This window comes from Microbulbifer aestuariivivens (assembly GCF_039545115.1).
Taxonomy (GTDB): domain Bacteria; phylum Pseudomonadota; class Gammaproteobacteria; order Pseudomonadales; family Cellvibrionaceae; genus Microbulbifer; species Microbulbifer aestuariivivens.
This window is the reverse complement of the sequence record NZ_BAABRT010000002.1, coordinates 91,347-113,887: the sequence shown is the minus strand read 5'-3', so window position 1 is coordinate 113,887 and position 22,541 is coordinate 91,347. Positions and strand designations below refer to the sequence as shown.

At 62.4% G+C, this 22,541-nt stretch carries 23 protein-coding genes and 1 riboswitch; of the genes, 14 read left to right on the top strand and 9 right to left on the bottom strand.

Annotated elements, in window-relative coordinates; translation table 11 throughout:
* Window positions 1–292: 292 nt before the first annotated feature.
* Entirely contained in the window at window positions 293–931 is a 639-nt protein-coding gene (pdxH, locus tag ABEA58_RS01695) for a pyridoxamine 5'-phosphate oxidase (protein ID WP_345548246.1), read from the bottom strand.
* Window positions 932–1,152: 221 nt separating this feature from the next.
* On the opposite strand from pdxH, the gene ABEA58_RS01690 reads away from it, so the two are divergent.
* The 7 genes from ABEA58_RS01690 (at window position 1,153) to ABEA58_RS01660 (ending at window position 8,406) form a co-directional block, all read left to right on the top strand.
* Entirely contained in the window at window positions 1,153–2,757 is a 1,605-nt protein-coding gene (locus ABEA58_RS01690) for a 5-guanidino-2-oxopentanoate decarboxylase (protein ID WP_345548244.1), read from the top strand.
* A gap of 25 nt (window positions 2,758–2,782) precedes the next feature.
* Window positions 2,783–4,216 (top strand): aldehyde dehydrogenase family protein, encoded by a 1,434-nt coding sequence (locus ABEA58_RS01685; protein WP_345548242.1) that lies wholly within the window; start codon window positions 2,783–2,785, stop codon window positions 4,214–4,216.
* 66 nt (window positions 4,217–4,282) lie between these two features.
* Window positions 4,283–4,412: riboswitch (SAM-I-IV-variant riboswitch) on the top strand.
* A 71-nt stretch (window positions 4,413–4,483) separates the two neighbouring features.
* A complete protein-coding gene (locus ABEA58_RS01680; protein WP_345548240.1) occupies window positions 4,484–4,717 on the top strand; it encodes a hypothetical protein in 234 nt (77 codons plus the stop codon).
* Window positions 4,718–4,813: 96 nt separating this feature from the next.
* Complete coding sequence (locus tag ABEA58_RS01675; protein ID WP_345548238.1) at window positions 4,814–6,025, top strand: glycine C-acetyltransferase; 1,212 nt, start codon at window positions 4,814–4,816, stop codon at window positions 6,023–6,025.
* Between the two features lie 90 nt (window positions 6,026–6,115).
* Entirely contained in the window at window positions 6,116–7,138 is a 1,023-nt protein-coding gene (gene tdh, locus ABEA58_RS01670) for an L-threonine 3-dehydrogenase (protein WP_345548237.1), read from the top strand.
* A gap of 347 nt (window positions 7,139–7,485) precedes the next feature.
* Window positions 7,486–8,016, top strand: a complete 531-nt coding sequence (sodC, locus tag ABEA58_RS01665) for a superoxide dismutase [Cu-Zn] SodC (protein ID WP_345548235.1) — start codon at window positions 7,486–7,488, stop codon at window positions 8,014–8,016.
* Window positions 8,017–8,271: 255 nt separating this feature from the next.
* Entirely contained in the window at window positions 8,272–8,406 is a 135-nt protein-coding gene (locus tag ABEA58_RS01660; protein ID WP_345548233.1) for a hypothetical protein, read from the top strand.
* Between the two features lie 21 nt (window positions 8,407–8,427).
* On the opposite strand, the gene ABEA58_RS01655 is transcribed toward ABEA58_RS01660, so the two are convergent.
* Window positions 8,428–9,768, bottom strand: a complete 1,341-nt coding sequence (locus ABEA58_RS01655) for a cation:proton antiporter (RefSeq protein ID WP_345548231.1) — start codon at window positions 9,766–9,768, stop codon at window positions 8,428–8,430.
* A gap of 25 nt (window positions 9,769–9,793) precedes the next feature.
* A complete protein-coding gene (locus tag ABEA58_RS01650; RefSeq protein WP_345548230.1) occupies window positions 9,794–11,338 on the bottom strand; it encodes an FMN-binding glutamate synthase family protein in 1,545 nt (514 codons plus the stop codon).
* Window positions 11,339–11,450: 112 nt separating this feature from the next.
* Between ABEA58_RS01650 and ABEA58_RS01645 the strand changes: the two genes are divergently transcribed.
* From ABEA58_RS01645 to ABEA58_RS01615, 7 genes are all read left to right on the top strand, one after another.
* On the top strand, window positions 11,451–12,539 hold the full coding sequence (locus tag ABEA58_RS01645) for a PA0069 family radical SAM protein (protein WP_345548228.1): 1,089 nt from the start codon (window positions 11,451–11,453) through the stop codon (window positions 12,537–12,539).
* A 176-nt stretch (window positions 12,540–12,715) separates the two neighbouring features.
* Window positions 12,716–13,003: a GIY-YIG nuclease family protein gene (locus ABEA58_RS01640; protein WP_345548226.1), complete on the top strand. Its 288-nt coding sequence runs from the start codon at window positions 12,716–12,718 to the stop codon at window positions 13,001–13,003.
* Window positions 13,004–13,214: 211 nt separating this feature from the next.
* Complete coding sequence (locus ABEA58_RS01635; RefSeq protein WP_345548224.1) at window positions 13,215–13,535, top strand: DUF3301 domain-containing protein; 321 nt, start codon at window positions 13,215–13,217, stop codon at window positions 13,533–13,535.
* 11 nt (window positions 13,536–13,546) lie between these two features.
* A complete protein-coding gene (locus ABEA58_RS01630; RefSeq protein WP_345548222.1) occupies window positions 13,547–13,777 on the top strand; it encodes a DUF1653 domain-containing protein in 231 nt (76 codons plus the stop codon).
* Between the two features lie 80 nt (window positions 13,778–13,857).
* Window positions 13,858–14,937, top strand: a complete 1,080-nt coding sequence (locus ABEA58_RS01625) for a saccharopine dehydrogenase family protein (RefSeq protein WP_345548220.1) — start codon at window positions 13,858–13,860, stop codon at window positions 14,935–14,937.
* A 187-nt stretch (window positions 14,938–15,124) separates the two neighbouring features.
* Window positions 15,125–15,655, top strand: coding sequence for a phosphatase PAP2 family protein (locus ABEA58_RS01620; protein ID WP_345548219.1), 531 nt, complete (start codon window positions 15,125–15,127; stop codon window positions 15,653–15,655).
* Window positions 15,652–16,761 (top strand): MJ1255/VC2487 family glycosyltransferase, encoded by a 1,110-nt coding sequence (locus tag ABEA58_RS01615; protein ID WP_345548217.1) that lies wholly within the window; start codon window positions 15,652–15,654, stop codon window positions 16,759–16,761. The genes ABEA58_RS01620 and ABEA58_RS01615 overlap by 4 nt, the downstream gene beginning before the upstream one ends.
* 143 nt (window positions 16,762–16,904) lie before the next feature.
* Here ABEA58_RS01615 and ABEA58_RS01610 read toward each other — a convergent pair whose 3' ends face one another.
* The 6 genes from ABEA58_RS01610 to ABEA58_RS01585 all read right to left on the bottom strand — a co-directional run bounded on the left by ABEA58_RS01610 (window position 16,905) and on the right by ABEA58_RS01585 (window position 22,532).
* The gene (locus tag ABEA58_RS01610; RefSeq protein ID WP_345548215.1) at window positions 16,905–18,251 is read right to left on the bottom strand and encodes an ATP-binding protein; all 1,347 of its coding nucleotides are present in this window, start codon (window positions 18,249–18,251) and stop codon (window positions 16,905–16,907) included.
* A gap of 43 nt (window positions 18,252–18,294) precedes the next feature.
* Entirely contained in the window at window positions 18,295–18,969 is a 675-nt protein-coding gene (locus ABEA58_RS01605; RefSeq protein WP_345548214.1) for a response regulator transcription factor, read from the bottom strand.
* A 21-nt stretch (window positions 18,970–18,990) separates the two neighbouring features.
* Window positions 18,991–19,371, bottom strand: a complete 381-nt coding sequence (locus tag ABEA58_RS01600; protein ID WP_345548212.1) for a PepSY domain-containing protein — start codon at window positions 19,369–19,371, stop codon at window positions 18,991–18,993.
* Between the two features lie 548 nt (window positions 19,372–19,919).
* Window positions 19,920–20,633, bottom strand: coding sequence for an alpha/beta fold hydrolase (locus ABEA58_RS01595; RefSeq protein WP_345548210.1), 714 nt, complete (start codon window positions 20,631–20,633; stop codon window positions 19,920–19,922).
* A gap of 132 nt (window positions 20,634–20,765) precedes the next feature.
* Window positions 20,766–22,136 (bottom strand): L-cystine transporter, encoded by a 1,371-nt coding sequence (locus tag ABEA58_RS01590; protein WP_345548208.1) that lies wholly within the window; start codon window positions 22,134–22,136, stop codon window positions 20,766–20,768.
* A 33-nt stretch (window positions 22,137–22,169) separates the two neighbouring features.
* Window positions 22,170–22,532: a TlpA family protein disulfide reductase gene (locus tag ABEA58_RS01585; RefSeq protein WP_345548206.1), complete on the bottom strand. Its 363-nt coding sequence runs from the start codon at window positions 22,530–22,532 to the stop codon at window positions 22,170–22,172.
* Window positions 22,533–22,541: the final 9 nt, after the last annotated feature.

Sequence of the window (22,541 nt, the reverse complement as noted above, 5' to 3'; positions counted from 1 at the left end):
CAGGGATGGCCGAAGGCAACCAGCGGAGGGCGTAAAAGGAGAGACGAAGGGCTGCAATAAAAGACTTTCTGAGATGATCTAAGACCCCAGCTCGCAGCCACCAGCCACCTGCCACCTGCCGGCGAGTCATGTGGGGGCGTAACAGAATGCACCCGCGACAACAGGCAAAAACAGAAAGCACGCCCGGTCGGCACCGGGCGCTGGCAAATCGCGTGGAACTACAGCGACGGTATCGAGAGGACCGATAGCGCGGAGACAAGGACCACGGAAATAATGGCCATGAAGATAAGGCTCACGGCGAGAGCCGTTCCAGCTGCCAGTTGTCATCCCCCTGGCGGCGGTAGATAAAGCGGTCGTGCAGGCGGCTGGCACGGCCCTGCCAGAATTCAACCGCATGGTGCACCACCCGATAGCCACCCCAGAACTCCGGCAAGGGGATTTCACCGTCACCAAAACGGGCTTTCATCTCCTCGAAACGGTTTTCGAGCTGTTCACGCGACTCGACCACATCGCTCTGGTGTGAGGCCCAGGCGGCCAGCTGGCTGTCCCGGGGACGGGTGTGGAAATAGGCCTCCGCCTCTGGCCGGGTCAGCTTCTCGGCATGACCGTAGACAATCACCTGGCGCTCAACCGACTGCCACGGGAACAGCAGGCAGACCTTCTGGTTCTGCTCCAGGTCCCGCGCCTTGTGGCTCTGCAAATTGGTGTAGAAGGTAAACCCGCGCGCATCGTAGCCCTTCAGCAGCACAATGCGCTGGGATGGCTGGCCCTCACTGTCCACGGTGGACAGGCTCATGCAACTGGGGTCGGACAGCTCCGTTTCCACCACTTCCTGCAGCCACTGTTCAAACTGCTCGACGGGGTCACCCTTCAGGTCTGAGCGATTGAGACCTCCGCGCAGGTACTCGCGCCGCCACTGATCGATATCCATAGAACTCCATCCTCTTTTTCTCTGCCGTAAGTGTACTGCCTCCGCTACATTTTCCCACAGGCCTGTAAGGCCCCAAGTTTTCCGCCAGTGCGCGCGGCGTTTCGATATTTTCCGGTGAATTTCCCGCTTTAAATGCAGACTCTGCGGGCGCTTGCGCGCTTCCTGCGGCCCGGCTAGGCTCGGCCATCCTGAACATACAACAAACAGGGAAAAGAGCAGTTATGTCTTCCGCACCCACTTGTGCCCAGGTGTTGATGCGCCTGCTGCGCGAATACCAGGTTGAAAAAGTTTTCGGTATCCCCGGCGTCCACACCATCGAACTCTATCGCGGTCTGCCCGGCAGTGGCCTGCAGCATGTCACGCCCCGCCACGAGCAGGGCGCGGCATTTATGGCGGATGGCTACGCCCGCGCCAGCGGCAAGACAGGCGTCTGCTTCCTGATTACCGGCCCCGGCCTCACCAATGCGGCCACCGCCATGGCGCAGGCCTATTCCGATTCCATCCCCATGCTGGTGATTTCTGCGGTAAACCGCCGCGAGGATCTGGGCATGGGCCGGGGACGCCTGCACGAGCTGCCCCGCCAGAGCGATGTCAGCCGCGGCTTTTGCCTGTGGCAGCACACCCTCACCCAGGCCGAACAGCTGCCGGAGGTCATCCAGCGCGCTTTTCAGCTGCTGTCATCCAGCCGCCCGGGACCGGTGCATATCGAAATCCCCATCGATCTCTTTCCGGCACCCATGCCCGGCGCCATCGATGACTACCGCGCAGCCCCGGCTGCGGCACTGCCGGCGGCCGGCAGCGCCGCCATCGACACCGCCAGCCAGTGGCTGAAGAATGCCGAGCGCCCGGTCATCCTGCTCGGCGGCGGCGCCCAGGCCTGCGCTGCCGATGCCACGGCACTGGCGGAGAAGCTGGCGGCACCGGTGTTCGAATCCCTGGCCGCCAAAGGCATCGTCGACGAGCGCCATCCACTGTGCGGTGGCGCCAACCTGACTTTCAGCGCCGTGCGCGAGCGGCTGGAAAACGCCGATGTGGTTCTGGCGGTGGCCACCGAGCTGGCGGAGACCGACCGCAACCTGGTGGGGGAGAATTACGCATTCAAGGGCAAGCTGATCCGTGTGGATATAGACCCCGGTCAGCTGGTCTGCAATGGCAATCCCGATCTGGCGATTTGCGCAGACGCCGGCGAGACGCTGGCGCAGCTGAACCGCGCCCTCCCCGCGGGCGACGCCGAGCGGCAGCAAACCGCCGCCGCGGAACTGCAGCAGATCCTCGAGCGCTGTCGCGCCGAGTGGTGGCCGGGTTCCGAGGAGCGGTTCCCCTGGGTACAGGCGCTGCGCGCAGCCCTGCCCGACGACGGCATTCTGGTCACCGACTCCACCCAGCTGGCCTACAACACCAACCACGCCCTGCCCCTTTACCAGGCCCGCAGCCACGTGACCTGCACCACCGGCTACGGCACCCTCGGCTTCGCCCTGCCGGCGGCCATCGGTGCCAGCCTTGCCACCGAGCGCGATGTGGTGGCATTGATCGGCGATGGCGGTCTGATGTTTACTCTCGGCGAGCTGGCGGTGGCGGTGGAACAGAAGCTGCCGCTGCCGATCCTGGTGTGGAACAATGCCGGATACGGCGAAATCCGCGACTACATGGACGCCGCCAAGGTGCCACAGGAAGGCGTTAACCTGCGCACCCCGGATTTCCCGGCGCTGGCCAGGTCCTTCGGTGCCGAGGGCTGCCGGATCGAGCGCCCCGAACAGCTGGGGCCGGCCATTGCCGAGGCCCTGGGCCGCGACACACCGACCCTGATTGAAATTACCGCGCCCTGAGCAAGGCGCCGACGGAATAGATGTTATGACTGACTTCAGCAAACTGCGTACCGACAAACTGTATATCAATGGCCAGTGGCAGGATTCCCACGGCGGCGACCGGCACGCCGTCATCTGCCCGGCCAGCGAAGAAAAAATCTGTGAGGTCATCCAGGGCACCACAGAAGATGTGGATCTGGCGGTGCGGGCAGCCCGCCGGGCCTTCCAGAGCTGGCGCCGCACCTCCGCCGCGGAGCGCGCCGCTTTCCTGAACGCCATTGCCGACGGCATGCAGGCGCGCCGGGAGGAGCTGATCGAGGCGATTTCGGTGGCACTGGGCTGCCCGGCGCACATCACCGGATGGCTGCATGTGGACGGGCCCATCTACGCCACGCGTTTTTACGCCGAGCGCGCTTACCTGATGGAGGAGACGGAAAAAGCCGCCCACTCCCTGATCATGCGCGACCCGGTGGGTGTGTGCGGTTTCATCACCCCGTGGAACTACCCCCTGCACCAGTTTGTCGGCAAGGTGGCGCCGGCCATCGCCGCCGGCTGCACCATGATCGCCAAACCCTCGGAAATGACGCCGCTGCAGGACTATGTGATGGCGGAAATCATCGACGGGGTGGGATTGCCGGCGGGTGTTTTCAACCTGGTGCCCGGCGCCGGCCCCATTGTCGGCGCGGCGCTGTCTTCGCACCCGGGCATCGACATGGTCTCCTTTACCGGCTCCACCCGCGCCGGCGTGGAAGTGGCCCGCGCTGCCGCTCCCACCGTCAAGCGCGTGTGCCAGGAGCTGGGCGGCAAGTCGCCGTTTATCCTCACCGCCGACGCGGATTTTGAAGCCGCCGTGCGCTGGGGCTGCGAAGACGTCTTCATCAATACCGGGCAGACCTGCACCGCGCTGACCCGCATGCTGGTGCCCGCCGAGCGCTACGAGGAAGCGGTGGAAATCGCCAAGCGCGTCGCCGAGGGCGTCAGGATCGGCAAAGGCGAGGACGCCTTTATGGGGCCGCTCTCCTCCGCCCGCCAGCGGGATATCGTGCGCGGCTATATCGAAAAAGGCATCAGCGAAGGAGCGCGCCTGGTGGCCGGCGGTGCCGAAGCGCCCGCGGGCCTAGAGAAAGGTTTTTACGTAAAACCCACGGTGTTTGCCGATGTCACCAACGACATGACCATCGCCCGCGAAGAAATCTTCGGCCCGGTGATCTGCCTTATTTCCTACCAGGACATCGACGAGGCCATCGCCATCGCCAACGACAGCGAGTACGGCCTGTCCAGCGGTGTCTGGGCCAAGGATGCCGAGAGCGCGCTGCCGCTGGTGCGCCGGCTCGAGGCGGGACTGTGTTTCGTCAACGGTGGCGAGTTCAACTACGACGCGCCATTTGGCGGCTACAAGCGCTCCGGCAACGGTCGTGAATTCGGCAGAGCCGGCCTCGACGAGTTTGTCGAACTGAAATCCGTACAGATGCCGGCATAAACCTCTTTACTGCCCCCTCGCGGGGGCAGTTTTATTGACTGTCCATTCCCGCGCGGCTATCTTTCCCTCGGACATCAAGAGAGTGGCTGACGCCAACGCCAACCTGCCAACCGGGGCAAGGTGGTTTCCCGCTCACCGCCAAAAAACGGAGAGAGGGGATGAGACTCGGTTTTCAAACATAAAACATCGAGTAATCCAACCGGAATAGCGCAACTCGCTGTACTGCTTCCACGTCAGCCCTCCACCGTTTTTTAACCTGGAGGGACCATGTCCGAATTGTTGAATTCAAATACCACATTCGTTGAAATTGTGATTGCCAACCAGCGCAACTGCACCGCGGTCAGCGCCGTGCGCCAGGACGACCAGCAACTGCTGTGGCAGATGCTGTTCGACGATGCCGAGGAAGCGCTGGAGTTCGCCACCACCTGCCGCACCATCGACCGCCAGGGGGAAAGCCCGCTCAGAGCCCAAGAGGCCCGCGAGTGTGAGATTGCGGTGTAAACACTAACATCCTGTATTCGGCACTGTGCACGCGCAATCCGCGACACCCGCAGCCGGGCGCCACAAGCGCATATCCGAGGAGTAAATCAGCACACCATGAGCAAGTCAGAATCCAAGTCAGGGCAATTCTTCCAGCGCCTGCGCGATGAACTGCGGCAGATCGAAGCCGATGGCCTCTACAAGCGGGAGCGCATCATCACCTCCCCACAGGCCGCCGAGATTCAGGTCAACAACGAGCTGCCGGTACTGAACTTCTGCGCCAATAACTATCTCGGCCTCGCCGATCACCCGGAACTGATCGCAGCGGCGAAGGAAGGGCTGGAGCAGTACGGCTTTGGCATGGCGTCTGTGCGTTTTATTTGTGGCACCCAGGACATTCACAAGGCGCTGGAATTTCGCCTGTCGGAGTTCCTGCGCACCGAGGACACCATCCTCTACACTTCCTGTTTCGATGCCAACGGCGGCCTGTTCGAGACACTGCTCGGCCCCGAAGACGCCATCATTTCCGATGCGCTCAACCACGCCTCTATTATCGACGGTGTGCGCCTGTGCAAGGCCCAGCGCTTCCGCTATGCCAACAACGATATGGCGGACCTGGAAGAGAAGCTGCAACAGGCGGATGCCGCCGGCGCCCGTACCAAGCTGATCGCCACCGACGGCGTCTTCTCCATGGACGGCGTGATCGCCGACCTGAAAACCCTGTGTGATCTGGCGGACAAATACGATGCGCTGGTCATGGTGGACGATTCCCACGCGGTGGGTTTTCTCGGCCAGCATGGTCGCGGCACCCACGAGTATTGCGGCGTGCTCGAGCGGGTCGACATCCTCACCGGCACCCTCGGCAAGGCGCTGGGCGGCGCCTCCGGCGGCTACACCTCCGGGCGCAAAGAGATCATCGACTTGCTGCGCCAGCGCTCGCGCCCCTACCTGTTCTCCAATTCCGTCGCTCCGGCCATCGTCAACGCGTCCCTGAAAGTGCTGGATATGTTGATGGAGGGCGGCGCCCTGCGGCAGAAATTGCAGGAAAACTCCGCCTATTTCCGCCGCCGCATGCGTGAAGCCGGCTTCACCCTCGCCGGCGCCGACCATCCCATCATCCCGGTCATGGTGGGCGACGCGGCCCTGGCCCAGAAAATGGCCGACAAAATGCTGGAACGCGGCATCTACGTTGTGGGTTTCTTCTACCCAGTGGTCCCCCAGGGCCAGGCGCGCATCCGCACGCAGATGTCCGCCGCCCACACCCGCGAGCAGCTCGACCGCTGTATCGACGCTTTCGTGGAAGTGGGCAGAGAACTCAATATCATTTGAGCCATTCATTCACCGCACCCCGGGTTCCGCCACAAGTGGACCCCGGGCCTTGTGCTGGCCGCATAACCTGGGCCAGAAACGGGACTCAGCATGAAAGCACTGTCAAAACTCAAGGCCGAGCCGGGTATCTGGCTGACGGATGTGGAGATTCCGCAACCGGGCCACAACGACCTGCTGATCAAGATCCGCAAAACCGCCATCTGCGGCACCGATATGCACATCTACCACTGGGACGAGTGGTCGCAGAAGACCATTCCGGTACCCATGGTGGTCGGCCACGAATATGTGGGCGAGGTGGTGGCCATGGGCCAGGAAGTGGCAGGATTCGAGATTGGCGACCGGGTTTCCGGTGAGGGGCACATCACCTGCGGGCACTGCCGCAACTGCCGCGCCGGCCGGCGCCACCTTTGCCGCAACACCATCGGCGTGGGCGTGAATCGCCAGGGGTCTTTTGCCGAGTATCTGGTCATCCCGGCCCTGAACGCGTTCAAGATTCCGGCGAATATCTCCGACGATCTGGCGGCCATCTTCGACCCGTTCGGTAACGCCGTGCACACGGCCCTGTCGTTCGACCTGGTGGGCGAAGATGTGCTGATTACCGGTGCCGGGCCCATCGGCATCATGGCCGCGGCGGTGGCGCGCCATGTGGGGGCGCGCCACGTGGTCATTACCGATATCAACGACTACCGGCTGGAACTGGCGCGCAAGATAGGCGCCACCCGCGCCGTCAATGTCAGTAAAGAAAAACTCACCGAGGTGATGCGGGATCTGGGCATGGGCGAGGGCTTCGACGTGGGGCTGGAGATGTCCGGGGTACCGGTGGCCTTTCGCGAGATGCTCTCCGCCATGAATCACGGCGGCAAGATCGCCATGCTCGGCATTCCCTCCAGCGAAATGGCGATCGACTGGAGCCAGGTCATCTTCAAGGGCCTGATGATCAAAGGCATCTACGGCCGCGAGATGTTCGAAACCTGGTACAAGATGGCCAGCCTGATTCAGTCCGGCCTCAACCTGGAACCCATCATCACACACCAGTTCCCGGTGGAGGAGTTCCAGCGCGGCTTTGACACCATGGACTCCGGCCAGTCGGGCAAAGTGATCCTCAACTGGTAACGGTGGTCAGCTGCCAGCTTCTCAGCGGGCACTGATCTTCAAAGCTGTGTTCCTCAAGGCAGTGGCTCTTAAGAAGGCTGCGCCCCTTAAGACAGCGGGCCTCAAGATAATCTGCGCCGTAACAGTGGCAGCAACGGGGGAGTCGGCCGGGCAGCGCCAATTAGACAGGCCCGGCCCGCTGACTTTTACCGGCACCCCGGATTTATGTTCCAATGACCGCCGGTTCCCCGAACCTGAAAGGCGTTGGGCACTTCCGTCCACACCTTCTAAACTCAGGGAACAGTCACACCAATTTAAGCGCCAACTGACGCAGCCCTGTGCGCGCAGATGGCATGGAGGAGCAGAACATGAAAGTGAACTGTCGTTTTTTGCTGGGCGCCGCGGCGCTTTCCCTGGCCGCTTTCGCCCAGGCGGAAGTGGTGGTCGAGATGCACTCTGTCGGCAAGGACGGGGTGGGCAAATCTCTCGGCAAGGTGGTGGCCACCGAATCGAAATACGGGGTGGTGTTTACACCGATGCTGGAAGGCCTGCCCGCTCCCGGCACCCTGCACGGCTTCCACGTGCACCAGAACCCCAGCTGTGAGCCCGCTGAGAAAGACGGCAAGATGGTGCCGGCCCTTGCCGCCGGCGGTCACTACGATCCCGAGCAAACCAACCGCCACAGCTTTCCCTGGGGCACTGGCCACCTGGGCGACCTGCCCGCCCTGTTTGTCGATGCCGATGGCAAGGCCAACAGCCCGGTGCTGGCACCGCGCCTGAAACTCGCCGACCTCAAGGGGCGCGCGCTGATGATCCATGCCGGCGGTGACAACTATTCCGACGAGCCCATGGCGCTCGGTGGTGGCGGCGCCCGGGTAGCTTGTGGCGTGATCCGCTGAGGGCTTTTCCCTTAATCCGCTGAGGGCTTTTCCCTTAATCCGCTAAGGGCTTTTGCTTAATCCGCTAAGGGCTTTGCATAAGCCCACTCTATGGGATTTGCATAAACCAAGCTGAGAGCTTTTGTTTAGACCGCTGTGGTTTTTAACAACGCTGAGTTTTTTAAAGCGCTGAGGGCTTTTTGAACCGCTGAGGGCTTTTTTAAAGCGCTGAGGGCTCTACATGAGTCAAGCTGAGGGCTCCAGGTGAAACGCGTCGTGATTGCACTTTTAATCGCTCTGGTACTGCTGACCCTGGCGGGGATGCTGCAGCAGTGCACCAACCGCGAGCAGCGGGAGGGCGGCGCCATTGGCGCCGCCGCTCAGTTTCAGAGCGGTGCAATCACGCGCTGACAGCACTCACACTGACCACGTTCACTCCCGACTATCAGCCGGTCCCTTTCCGCCACTTACATTGCCACCACTTACATTGCCACCACTTACATTGCCGCCATTTAAATTGCCGCCATTGAGACGCGGCTTGCCCAGCAGCCAGCTGCAAGTCGTCCCCTGTACCAACAGGGAAAACAGCACCACGCCAAACACCATGGACTGAATTGTCCACCAGTAGGGCAATTCCGTTGGTAGTGACAGCGCCAGCGCCACCGCCACCACCCCGCGCAATCCGCCCCAGCCCATCACCAGCCGCCATTCCTTGGGAATGGGCGGGCCAATAAAGCGCGCCAAAGGCGCCAGCATAAAAATCGTCAGCGCCCGGGCACCCACCGCTGCGGCAATGGCCACAATCATCGCCAGCCACAGCTGGGTAAACATTTCCCAGGTAATGAGCAGGCCCATAATGACGAAAATCAGCGCACTGAATATCAGACTGAGCCACTGCCAGGTGGGAGCGGCATGTACCAGGAAGGAGGACTGCTGTTCACGCAGGCAGATGCGGGCGACGATGGCACAGGTGATGACCGACAGAATGCCTGAGACATGCACCACATGTTCCGCCAGGTAAAAGCTGCCGAAAGCCGCCAGCAACAACACCAGCAAAGCGGCGCCAGCGGAGCGCAGCAGCAGGACTGCAATTGCCGTCACCAGTCCACAAAGCAGACCGACAGCCACGCCGCCAAAAAACGTGGCGAGGAAAAATACCGTGACGGCACCCACCCCGGGCGCTTCGCCACTGCCGGCGCCGCCCGCCAGCACCAACTGCAGGGCCACCCCGAGGGTCAGGCTGTACAGAAGGATGGCCGCCGCATCGTTGAAGAGGCTCTCCCCCTCCACCAGCGTAATCAGGTCCTCGCCGGCAGCCTCCGCGCGCAATTTACACACCACCGAAACCGGGTCTGTGGCCGCGAGAATAACGCCGGTCAGCAGGGCGGCAATCCAGGGAATCCCCCGGTGATAATCACTGCCGTAGTAGGTCAGCAGGCCGATCAGAATGGCGGAGAGGGCAACGCCGATGGTGGAGAAGAGCAGCACCGGACCCAGCCAGCGCTTGAGAATGGCCGGCTCAATTTGCCAGGCGGCCTCGAAGATCAACACCGGCAGGATGACGAAAAAAACCAGCGCCTGCAGATTTTGGGTGCGCAGGCCGGTATCGAAATCCATCACCGGCAGCAGCATACCCGCGAGCACGCCGGCGAGCAGACAGCCGAGGGTGTTGTCGGTGCGCAGTACACGCGCCAGAGCCAGCCCGGCCACGGCGGCGACCGCCATATACAACCCCTGCCCCACCAGTCTGATGACACTATCGGCCGATTCCATCGCCGCGCTCCTGTCTCGCGCCCGGTTACTGAACACCCCTGTCGGAGGCAATCACCGATTTCGGCTGCACCTCCGGCACCAGTTCCGCCAGTGGCGTTGCCAGGCCGCGCTCGTTGATCACTTCCACATGATGGCGGCGGAGCTGTCGCGGCTCGCGCACACCACAGGAGTGGGCGATGGTGCCCACCTCGTAGGCCAGATTGCGGGCGTAACTGGCAACCCGCTCCGCCTTGTCCACCGGGTCCAGCCCCTGCTGCAGGTCCGGATTGTGGGTGGTCACCCCGGTCGGGCAGGTATTCTTGTTGCACTGCATGGCCTGGATACAGCCCAGCGCGAACATGAAACCGCGCCCACAGTTGACAAAATCCGCCCCCATCGCCAGCGCCCAGGCCACCATCGACGGCGTCAGCAGCTTGCCCGAAGCGATGATCCTGACCCTTTCCCGCAGGCCGTATTGCGCCAGCAGGTCGACCACCAGCGGCAGGCTGCGGTTGATGGGCAGCCCCATATAATCCATCAGGCTCTGGGGCGCGGCGCCGGTGCCACCGTCGGCACTGTCGATGGTGATAAAGTCCGGCGCGTACTCGAGCCCCCGCAGCCGGATGCGCTCGCACATTTCGTGTAACCAGTCACTGGTACCGACCACGCACTTGAAGCCGGTGGGTTTGCCGGTGACCTGGCGAATATGCCGGATCATATCCAGCAGCCCATCGACGCTGTGAAACTCCGGGTGGCCGTTGGGGCTGATGGAATCCTCCCCCACCGGAATACCCCGCACCCGGGCGATCTCTTTGGTGACCTTGACGCCGGGCAGTATGCCGCCCTTGCCGGGCTTTGCCCCCTGCGAGAGTTTCAGCTCGAACATTTTCACCTGGCGCAGCTCCGCCAGCCGGCGCAGCTTGTCGTCACTCAGGGAGCCGTCCAGATCCCGCACGCCGTATTTGGCCGTACCGATCTGAAAAACAATGTCGCAACCGCCACTCAGGTGGTAGTCGGACAGCCCGCCCTCACCGGTATTGAGCCAGATACCCGCCCTGGCAGCGCCATGGGAGAGCGCGGTCACCGCGGGCACTGACAAAGCGCCGAAGCTCATGGCAGAAATATTGACGATAGCACTGGTGGTATAGGGCTGCTCGGCGTAACCCTCGCCAAAGGTGACCTCCATCGGCGGCACAGCATCCTTCTCAAGGGTCGGGAAGGGGTGATTCAGGAACAGCACGTCACCGGGCTGGTTGAGCGGGCGCGTGGAGCCGAAGGCGATGGTTGAATCCACGTTCTTGGCCGCGCGGTAAACCCAGCTGCGCTGGGCGCGGTTGAACGGCAGCTCCTCCCGGTCCAGGGCAAAAAAATACTGGCGGAAGAACTCCCCCAGGTGCTCGAACTTGTAGCGGAAGCGCCCAAGCACGGGAAAGTTGCGCCGGATGGCCTGCTTGGTCTGATTGATATCCGCCAGGTACATGTACAGCACATACAGCACCAGCACCACCAGCGCGAAGGCAAACAGTAAACCGAAAACCTGCAATATCTGCACAGCGAAGCTGCGCATCGCTGCGACCGCCTGTAAATCCATGCCAATACTCCCTAGTCAGATCAGCGCCCCATTGTATGTGGCCCACCGCAGGCTTGCACCCGTGCTGCACGGAGACTTAAACTGTATTTATATACAGTACAGGTAGAAACTCTTGGCCAGTGACCACCCAGACAACCCGACCCAGGCACTGCGCGGCCGCGGCGCCGTCAGCAACCTGGCCGGACGCTTCGCACAGAGCACCAGCGCCCTCGAAAGCGATGGCTGGGACCTGGAAGCGCCGCCGCCAAGGCGCCTTGAAACCGAAGCGCTGCCGGAGCGGGCCAAGAGCATTATCGCCACCAACCGCTCGCCGGATCTCCCCTTCGAGCAGTCCATCAATCCCTACCGCGGCTGTGAACACGGCTGTATCTACTGCTATGCGCGCCCGGCCCACGCCTATGTGGATTTATCGCCGGGGCTGGATTTTGAAACCCGGCTCTTCTTCAAACCCGACGCGCCGGCGCTGCTGGAGCGGGCATTGCGCAAGCCCGGCTACCGCTGCAAGCCCATTGCGCTCGGCTCCAACACCGATCCCTACCAGCCACTGGAGCGGGACAAGCGCCTGACGCGCAAACTGTTGCAGGTGATGCAGCGCTTTCAGCAACCGGTGACCATTGTCACCAAGGGACAGCTGATCCTCGATGATCTGCCGCTGCTGGCGGAAATGGCGCGGGACAATCTCTGCCAGGTAGCCATCAGCGTCACCACCCTCGACAACGCCCTCAAGCGGCGGCTCGAACCCCGCACCGCCGGCCCCGCCGCGCGGCTGCGCACTATCGAGGCCCTGCGCTACGCGGATATTCCCGTGGCGGTGATGGCGGCACCGATGATTCCCGCCATCAATGACAGCGAGCTGGAAGCCATCCTCAGCGCGGCCCACGCGGCGGGAGCGGAGCAGGCGGCGTATATCCTCCTGCGGCTTCCCCATGAGGTTGCGCCGCTCTTTCGCCAGTGGTTGCAGGAGCACTATCCAGAGAGAATGTCGCACGTGATGAGCCTGATCCGACAGAGCCGCGGCGGTCGTGATTACGACAGCAGTTTTTCCCAGCGACAGACCGGCAGTGGCGTTTTTGCCCAGCTGCTGGCGCAGCGGTTTCGCATCAGCTGCCGCAAGCTGGGCCTCAACCAACGCCGGCAAACGCTGGATTGCAGCCACTTTGCCGCGCCGCCGCGGGCCGGGGAGCAGCAGTCCCTGTTCTAGACCGATGCCCGCCCCTCCTGGGTTCCACTTTGAGCCCGTGCGCGCTGCAGCCGATCTTTGCCCGGAGGCTTCAGGACGGCGGCTTCAGCACGGCGGCTTCTGGACGGCGGCTTCTGGACGGCGTTTTCAAATCGCACTCTCTTCACGGACAATAAGCAGCGCAGGAGGACAGGCATTTGAACAGCTGGTTTATCTATCTGGTGCGCACCGCGAGAGGCACCCTCTACACCGGCATCACCCGGGATGTGGCGCGCCGTTTTGCGGAGCACAGTGCCGGTGGCGCCAGGGCGGCCAAGGCCCTGCGCGGTCGCGGCCCGCTGAAGCTGGAATTCCAGTACGAGCTGCCCGATCAGTCTTCGGCGCTGATCGTGGAGGCGAAGGTCAAAAAGTGGCGCAAGGCCAAAAAAGAGGCGCTGGTCCGCGGAGAGATCGCCCCGCTAGAGCTGCTGGCGGAGATCACCTGAATACTCGAGCCCGCAGTGTGCGGTCGCTGCTGGCGCGATCACTGTCGGCAGAATCATTGCCGCCCCCCAGCGCCCTCCGGCGCACAGCAGTGGGCCAGAAGATGCCAGCCGCCAGCGGTAAGCAGGCCAGCCCCCGGCATACCGGTATCAGCTCACCTTCGTGTTATTCTGCCGCCTCAATCTTACTGAACTACTAAATGTCGATGGGTAGATGGTTTACTCTCTGAGCGATCTTGTCTGGGTTTTCCTGCTGGCGCTGGGTGTCTGGTATTTCTGGCACGGCATGGCGGCCAAGGAACTGGTGCGCCGGGCAGCGCACAAACACTGCGCCGAGCTGGGTGTGCAGCTGCTGGACGACACCGTGGTGCTGAAGCGGACGCGGCTGCGGCGGGACCGCGCCGGTCTGCTGCGCCTGCAGCGCACCTACGAATTCGAATTCACCTCCACCGGCGAGCACCGCTACAGCGGCTCGGTGGTCTTGCATGGCCAGCGCATCGCTCAGATGCAGCTTGCGCCACACCACATGGCCTGAGACCGCACCCGATGACGGATATCCCCCGCTGCCCGCGCGGCATCTACCGCCACTACAAAGGCCAGCTCTACGAAGTGCTGGAGGTGGCCCGGCACTCGGAAACCGGCGAATTACTGGTGGTTTACCGCGCGCTCTACGGCGACTACGGCGTCTGGGTTCGGCCCCTGTCCATGTTCACCGAAACACTGCCGCACAACGGTGTCGCAACAGCCCGCTTTTCCCTGCTGCAGGCATTTGACTAAATCGCGGACTCGCCAGTAAGGTTGCGTCACCTTTTTCCACCACCTCCAATACCATCCGAAACAGTACACAGGGCTCCGCAGTGAACGATCAAAAGAACGATAAAAAAATCATGATCTACGGTGCCTACGGTTATACCGGCGAGCTGATTGCCCGAGAGGCCGTGGCGCGAGGTTACCGGCCGGTGCTTGCCGGGCGCAGCGCACAAAAGCTGCAGCCGCTCGCCGAGGAACTGGGGCTGCCGGCCATGGCCATCAGTCTGGACGCCAGCGAGACACTGGAGCGCACTCTGCGGGAGATGGATGTGGTGATTCATTGCGCCGGCCCGTTTTCCGCCACCGCCGAGCCGATGATGCGCGCCTGCATCGCCACCGGCACCCATTACCAGGACATCACCGGCGAAATGCAGGTGTACCAGCGGGCGCACGCAATGCACGAGGAGGCCAAGGCCGCGGGGGTGGTACTTTGCCCGGGCACCGGCTTTGATGTCATCCCCACCGACTGCCTGGCCTCAGCCCTGCACGACGCCATTCCCACCGCCACGCACCTGACCCTGGGTTTTGATTCAGACTCCGCCCTCAGCCCGGGCACCGCCAAGACCTCCATCGAGAGCCTCGGCATCGGCGGCGCCGTGCGGCGCAACAGCACCATCGAGATCATCGGCCACGGCGAACTGACCCGCAGCATCGATTTCGGCCGCGGGGAAAAATTTGCCGTGGCGATTCCCTGGGGCGATGTGGCCACCGCCTACTACTCCACCAGCATTCCCAATATCGAGGTCTACATTCCCATGAGCCCGCGCCGGGCCAAGCAGCTGAAGCGCCTCAATGCCTTGCGCTGGCTGCTGAAGTTTTCCTGGGTCCAGAAGTGGATGAAGGAGAAGGTGGACAGGTCCGTCAGTGGACCCAGTGCGGAAAAACGCGCGACACAGAAAACCTGGGTGTGGGGAGAAATCCGCAACGACCGCCGCGGCGAACGCAAGATCGCCCGGGTACAGACCGCCAACGGTTACGACGTCACCGTGTACGGCTCCCTCGCGGTAATGGAATTCCTGCTGGGCTACCAGGGTGCGGGCGGTTACTTTACCCCCTCCAAACTCTGCGGTTACAAGCTGGTCGAACAGCTGCCCGGCTCCAGTGCCATCAAGCTCGGGATCGACTGAACACCAGCCAGTGCCGCAAGCGCAGACCCTGCGCTTGCGGCAACTCCCCGCTTACCCTGCCCGCCCGATTGCAAGACGGATCAGGCGCCCCATTGTGGGCACCGCTGCAGCGCAACTGTCGCCAGCGTTCACTATCCTGACATCAACCGGTCAAGTAAGCGCAACAATGCCCGGGTAACTTGGCGGCATGAAAAGCTTAGCCGTCACCCTGAAAGCCTTTGATGTATCCCTGGTACTGCAAATGGCACGGCGGGCCAAGTGCCCGGTTTCCCGGCAACGCTATTTATGGCTGTCCAAATCCGCGGACGGCTGGCTGTATCTGCTCTCGCCGCTGCTGCTTGCCCTCACAACCACTGCATCCAATGCCATTCAGTTCCTATCCTTCTGCACCACCGCCTTTGCCGTGGAGCGCTCGCTCTACTGGAGTATCAAGAACACCACCAGGCGCCTGCGCCCGCCCCAGGCAATCCCCGGGCTGCGCTCGGTCGTCATCGCCGGTGACCGTTTCAGCCTGCCCTCGGGGCACACTTCGGGAGCTTTTCTTTTCGTCACCCTGCTGTCCATGTTGCAGAGCCCCCTGTGGCTTTTGGGCTATTTTTGGGCTGCCGGGGTCGGCGCTTCGCGAGTGGGGCTGGGCGTGCATTTCCCCACCGATGTCTGCGCCGGTGCCGCCCTCGGCACCAGTGTCGGCCTACTGATCAGCGGAGCAATGCCTTGAAGATTCTCTACGGGGTACAGGGGACCGGCAACGGCCACATATCCCGCGCCCGGGCTATGGCCAGAGCCTTGCAGGCCTACCCGGGGCTGGAGGTGCAGTGGCTTTTTTCCGGCCGTTGCCCCGAACAGTTCTTCCGCATGGAGGCTTTTGGCGATTACTGGTGGCGCGAGGGGCTGACCTTCGCGCATCGCAACGGCAGCATCGACAGGCTGGCGACAGCCCGGCAGCTCAAGCCCCTGCGGCTTGTGCGCGACGTGAAGACATTGCCCGTGCAAAACTTCGACCTGGTCATCACCGACTTCGAACCGGTAACCGCCTGGGCAGCCAGGCGCGCCGGAATCGACAGTGTCGGCCTCGGCCACCAGTACGCGTTCAACTTCAACATCCCGGCACCGCGTTTCAACTGGCTGGCACGGGGCATCATGCGCGCCTTCGCCCCGGCGCAAACCAGCCTGGGCATGCACTGGAGTCCTTTCGGCCAGCCGATACTGCCACCTATCGCCCAGGCCCACGGCGAAGCAGAGAAGGCTAAAGCCGAGAGCGGCGAACCAGAGAACCGCAAACCAGAGAACAGCGAACACATTCTGGTTTACCTGCCGTTTGAAGCTCAGCGACAGCTTGTGGAACAACTCTCCCGACTACCCCAGCACTTTATCGTCTATGGCGCGCCGCTGGACCTGCCGGCGGCGGACAACGTGCTGCTAAAAGCGCCTTCGCTGGAAGGCTTCCAGCGGGATCTGGCCAGTGCGCAGGCGGTGATCTGCAACAGCGGTTTCGAACTCATCGCCGAAACCCTGCAACTGGGCAAGCCCATCCTGTCACGGCCATTGAGCGGTCAGTTCGAACAGGAGGCCAATGCCCGGGCCCTTGCGCAGCTGCAGCTGGCCACAGTGGTGCCGCAGATCAATGCGGCAGCGATCGGAGCCTGGCTTGAAAAGCGACCCGCCGGGGTGACAATTCAGTGGCCGGATGTGGCGGGCAGCATTGCCCGGTGGCTGGCCTCAGGGCGGCGGCAGCCGGTCGCGCAGCTGGCCGAGGAGCTGTGGCAACAGGTGGTGGCTGACCGCAGCCACATCCGCAAGGCCGCAGACTCTGCTCTGAACTGACAGGCGCAGACTCCGGATAGAGCACAGGGCAAGACTCCGGAAGCAGTACGCAAGACCACCATGAAGCTGATGCGTACAGGGTTACGCTGAGGAAATGAAGCCGGGATGCAGCGGGGATGATGCCGGGGTACTGAGGGCAGGTATCAGAGCGTCAGCGAGATCGCCGTGCCACCCAGGTCGGAGGCGCTCACCCCGATCTCGCCTTCATAACTGGAGACAATATCCACCACCACCGCCAGCCCAATGCCCTGCCCGGGCTGCTGGTCCGCGCGCACACCGCGGCGGGTTATGGATTGCCAGGCATCGCTATCGATGCCCGGGCCATTATCCTCCACCTGAATATGCAGCCTGCGCCCGTCTTCACCGTTGGCGATGTCCACACGGATACTGCCGCCACCATATTTGTAGGCGTTGTCCAGCAAGTTGCCCAGCACTTCCAGCAGGTCGCCCTCGTCGCCGTAAAACAGCGGCTGCCCGGTACAGCGGACCTGCACTTCGGCGGGATGATCGCGGTAGACTTTTGCCAGGGCATCGAGAATTTTCTGCAGCTGCGGCGCAACCGCGACACCGCGCAGAATCGACCGCGGGGAGCCAGTAACGGCGCGCTGCAGCTGATAACGGATAATGTCATCCATGCGCCGCACCTGCTCCATCAGGACCTTGTAGGTGGTGCGCTGATCGCCACTGAAGTTGAGTCCCTTCATTACCGCCAATGGTGTTTTGAGGCTGTGGGCCAGGTCTGCCAGGGTATGCCGGGTTTTCTCCCGCTGGCGGCGCTCATTTTCGATCAGCAGGTTCAGGTTGTCAGTGAGGGGTTTCAACTCCTGAGGAAAGCGCCCCTCAAGACGGTCGCTGCCACCGCACTGCATTGCCTGCAGCGACAGCGCCACCTGGCGCAGCGGCGCCAGTCCCCAGCGCAGCACCAGCCACTGGCTCAGAATCAACAACAGCGCCCCCAGCCCCAGCCAGCGCCACAGGGTTGCGCGGAACTGGGACAGCTGCGCCCGCAGAGGCTCGGCGTCCTCCAGCACCACAAAGGTAAACTGCAGTTGGTTGTCCAACCCCCAGGCAACGCCCTGACGCAGGCGGATAAAATCCCCGGCGCCGGCGATCTGCACGGTGTCGAAGGCCTCGCGCCCCCGGGGGAGTGGCGAGGCGGGCAGTTGCGGCAGTGTCAGGGCCGACTCGGAGCGCCAGATTACCCGCCCACTGGCGTCGGTCACCGCGCCGATCAGGCCCGAATCGGGCTGGTTAAAGCGCTGCTCGGGCAGCACGGGAGGAAAGCGCAGGGAGTCTCCATCCGGTTCGGCAACGGCCAGCAGGGTGTAGATATGCAGTTGCAGCTCGCGCTCTTTTGCCGCATCGAGGGAAGTGCGAAACGCGTGTTCCAGTGCACCGGAAATCAGCAGCACGAAAACCACCAGCACGACGGTGGTCAACAGGGACAGGCGCGCTTTTAATGAGTGCGGCCACAAGGAATGCGGCCACAAAGCCCGCAACCTGCCGAAGAAATCCAAAACCGCAACCGCCTGCTCAGGCCGGCGCCACGAAACGGTAGCCCCGTCCGCGCAGCGTCTCAATGGGCTTGACCCCGGCGGCCGCGTCGAACTTCTTGCGCAGGCGACCGATAAACACCTCGATCACATTACTGTCGCGGTCGCACTCCTGCTCGTAGATATGCTCCGTCAGCACCGTCTTGGATACCACCTCATCCGGATGCAGCATCAGGTATTCCAGCACCTTGTATTCAAAAGCGGTGAGACCCAGCTCCACTCCGGCAACCGTTACCCGCTGAGAACTGGTATCCAAAGTAATGGAGCCTGCCTTAACCACCGGGGAGGAAAAACCGGCGGAGCGGCGCACCAGCGCATTGAGGCGCGCGAGCAGTTCCTCGGTATGAAATGGCTTCACCAGATAGTCGTCACCGCCGGCTTCCAGCCCGTTTACCCGCTCCTGCCAGTGGCCGCGGGCGGTGAGAATCAGGATCGGGAAATGCCGTTCCTCAGCGCGCAGGGTCTTGATGACGTCAATACCGTCGATTTTCGGCAGCCCCAGATCCATTACCGCCACGTCATAGGGAAACTCGCGGCCGAGGTAGAGGGCCTCTTCCCCGTCCGGCGCCTCGTCAACCGTATAACCGGCTTCACGCAGCGATGCCGCCAGCTGCACCCGCAACAGTTCCTCATCTTCAACCAGCAGTGCGCGCATACGCCCCCCGACAATCGATCGTTAGCGGACGATGCGTCCGTTGTTCTTATCCACGAAGACCACATAGACCTGGCTTTCTTGCGACAGGCCTTTGACCCGGTACATGGGCCGCCCGTCCTTTTCCACCTCGGCAACGGCGAGAATCCGCCCGCCGAAACGGCGCTTGACGATGGCCGCCGCCTCATCTTTGGAAACCGCTCCGCCCTGTTCCCGCGACCAGCGCTGCCGTGCCAGCGGCGACAGCACATCTGCCACCTGCGCGGACGTATGCAGCGTCGCTTGCCGCGCGGCAGCCTCTGCGGGCAAGGCCACGGCAATGACAGCTGCCATCGCAATGGCGATGCACAGCGGGGCAAATGCGTGTGCAACAGTAATGTGCAGGGGTTTGCGATTCAGTTTCACTGTCTTGCTCCCGGGGGAACGCCTTTAAATACCGGACCCAGTGGGGTAATACCTGTCCCGGGTGAGTGAATAGCGGGCCGCTATCACTTCGACCCGAACCCGGATTCTATCCCCCGAGTGCTGCTCCGTGCGAATCGGAATGTGACGCCCATAGTAACGATAGCCAACACCGATGCCGAGCAGCTGCCGCAGAACTGGCTGCGAGCGGGTGAATGCCAGAGGCGCGACCAATACCAATCGAGGCTGTGATTCTCTTCTGGGCTTATCTCTTCTGGGCTACCTCCGCCGGGCTTGCCTCTGCCGGGCTTGCCTCGGCTGAAATTGCCTCCGCTGATCTCCCTGCAAGCCTAACGGCAGCGCTGATAGACGCTCAGTTACAAGCTTCCCGGGGGACTCTGCAGAAGCCAGAAGCGCTCTTAATACACTTTTAATGCACCTTTAATGCTAATGCACTTAATGGCCTCTTAATGCACTCTACGCACTCTACATAGGAATCACTGAATCAAGGCTGAACTCTGGCGCTGTGAACCTGCCCACCTGAAGAGGGTTCAAGAGGCTTCGGCCTGCAACCAGTTTTCGATCGCTGCGGCGAGTCGCTGCGGTTGCTCCAGCGGCAGCATATGGCCCGCCTCAGGAATCTCGCACTGGGTAAAATCGGGGCGGCGCTGGCGCAGTTTGTCGAGCCAGGGGCGGGTCACCAGCCCATCGTGCTCACCGAAACAAAAGGTCACCGGCAGTGACAGCTGCGCCAGGGAATCGGCGAGGTCGTCGCGCTCGGAGGTGGCCCCCAGCTGCGACAGCAGCGCCGCTTGCCCCAGGCTCGCATCCATCGCCCGCATGGTGTCGGCGATATCCGCACGGTCACGGTTGTGCGGCGCCAGCATGGCGGCAATTTTGCGGTCGCTGATGCCACTGTAACCGTGGCGCGCAACCCATTGCAGCAGTTGACGACGCTGCCTCAGCTCCTCTTCGGGCAAGGCGCAGGGCGTGTTGGCGCAGATAAACAGCCGTTCTACGCGTTCTGGGTAGGCCGTCGCCAGCGCCGCCGCCAGATATCCCCCCAGGGAGAAACCCAGCAGACTGACCGGGCGATCGGGCAGTGCCGCCGCCAGGCGTTCGACCAGCTCGGCCACCGAAGCGCCAGACGGTATCGCCAGATGCCGCGCCCCGGCTGCGGAAGTATCGACCAGTGTCGACGGCAGCTTGTGCCACAGGCGCTGATCGCACATGGTGCCCGGGATCATATAAAGGGGTGCTGTCATGGTGTGCGTTAAATCTAACTCTCGGGTGTACTGGTCAGGGACATTTTTTATGCGCAGTGGCCTTTATGCGCACTGACCGAATCGAATCAGCCGCACCCTTCGACTCAGGCACTTTCGTCGACTCGCTTTCGCTCAGCCGGAATCGGTGTCGCCTGTGGTTTCCGGCCCGCTTTTGCCCAGCCAGCGCTGGGTGAGGGTGCCGGCGGTCATTGCGCCATTCACATTAAGCGCGGTGCGCGCCATATCGATCAGGGGTTCCACCGATATCAGCAGGGCGGCGATGGTGACCGGCAACCCCATGGCAGGCAGGACAACCAGCGCGGAAAAAGTCGCACCGCCACCCACGCCGGCAATACCGAAAGAACTGACCACAACCACCGCCACCAGCGTGAGCAGCCAGATCGGATCCATCACATCGATACCCAGGGGCACCGCCACCATCACCGCCAGCATGGCCGGATAAATACCGGCGCAACCGTTCTGGCCAATGGTGGCACCGAAAGATGCAGAAAAATTGGCAATCGCCGGACTGTTACCCAGCTTGTCGATCTGTGTCTCCACATTAAGCGGAATCGTCGCCGCGCTGGAACGGGAACTGAAAGCGAAGATCAGTACCGGCCATACGCGGGCGAAATAGCGCAGCGGGCTGATACCGTTGACCAGCAGCAGGGCCCCGTGCAGCAAAAACATCAGCCCGATCGCCACAAAAGAAGCCACCACGAAACTGAACAGATTGAGAATATCGGCCCAGCTGGATTTGGCGATCAGTGCCGCCACCAGCGCCATGACCCCATAGGGGGTAAAGGCCATCACCAGGCGCACCAGTTGCATGATCCACAGCTGGGCGATACCCACAAAGCGCTCGATGGCCTCGCCCTGTTCGGGGTTTTCCCGCCGTACCGCCAATGCCGCGAGACCCAGCAGCACGGCAAAAATCACCACGGCGATTACCGAAGTATCCCGGGCACCGGTCAGGTCCAGAAAGATATTTTCCGGGATGAAGCTCAGTAGAATCTGGGCAATACCAAACTCTTCGACCCGGCCCGCGCGTTCATTGAGAATTTCCGCACGCGCCGCCTCCCGCGTGCCCTCCACCAACCCTGCGGCGGACAGGTGAAACAACTCGGCCATCATCACCCCGACCAGAGCGGCCACGGCAGTCGTGCCGAGCAATACCGCCAGCACCGACAGGCTGATCTTGCCCAGCGACTCGGTGCGGTGCATTTTCACCACCGCGCCGAGTATCGACACCAGCACCAGCGGCATCACCAGCAGGTAGAGCAGCTTGACGTAGCCTTTGCCCACCAGCTCAATCCAGGGCAGCAACTCCCCGGGGCGCACGCCCCACTCGCGGGAAACCTGCAACAGTGCGCCGTAAACGACGCCGAGCAGAAGGCCGGCAAACACCGCCGGCGCCAGGCTGGCGCGGCTGCGATGCCAGATATTAAGCGGCCAGAGCGCGACGAAAAAAGCTGCCAGCAGGAAAAGGGAAAGGAGTTGCATAGGGTCACATCCGCCAGTGCATTACCGCTTCAATCACTCGCTTGTGTGCTTGCCGCTCAAGCCCAGTGCCGAAGCGAGGGTTTCGACAGTCTGAGGGCCCACCAGAGTCGCCCGCCAGCGATTGTCGGGACCGATGACAAAAGTGCTGGGCAGCACCTGCGGCCGCGGCCGCTGCCAGAGCCCGGCCGGATCGTCGCTGATGACTGGAAACTCGATACCGAGCCGCCGGGCCTGCGCAGCGATCTCCGCGGCGGGAAGCGCATCGTAATTGACCCCCAGCACCAGCACATCGTCATACTCAGCAGCCAGCGCATTGAGCTCGGGAATCTCCTTCCGACAGGGTTTACACCACTCGGCCCAGTAATTGATCAGCAGGGTCTTTCCTTCAGCCTGCACCGTTTCTCC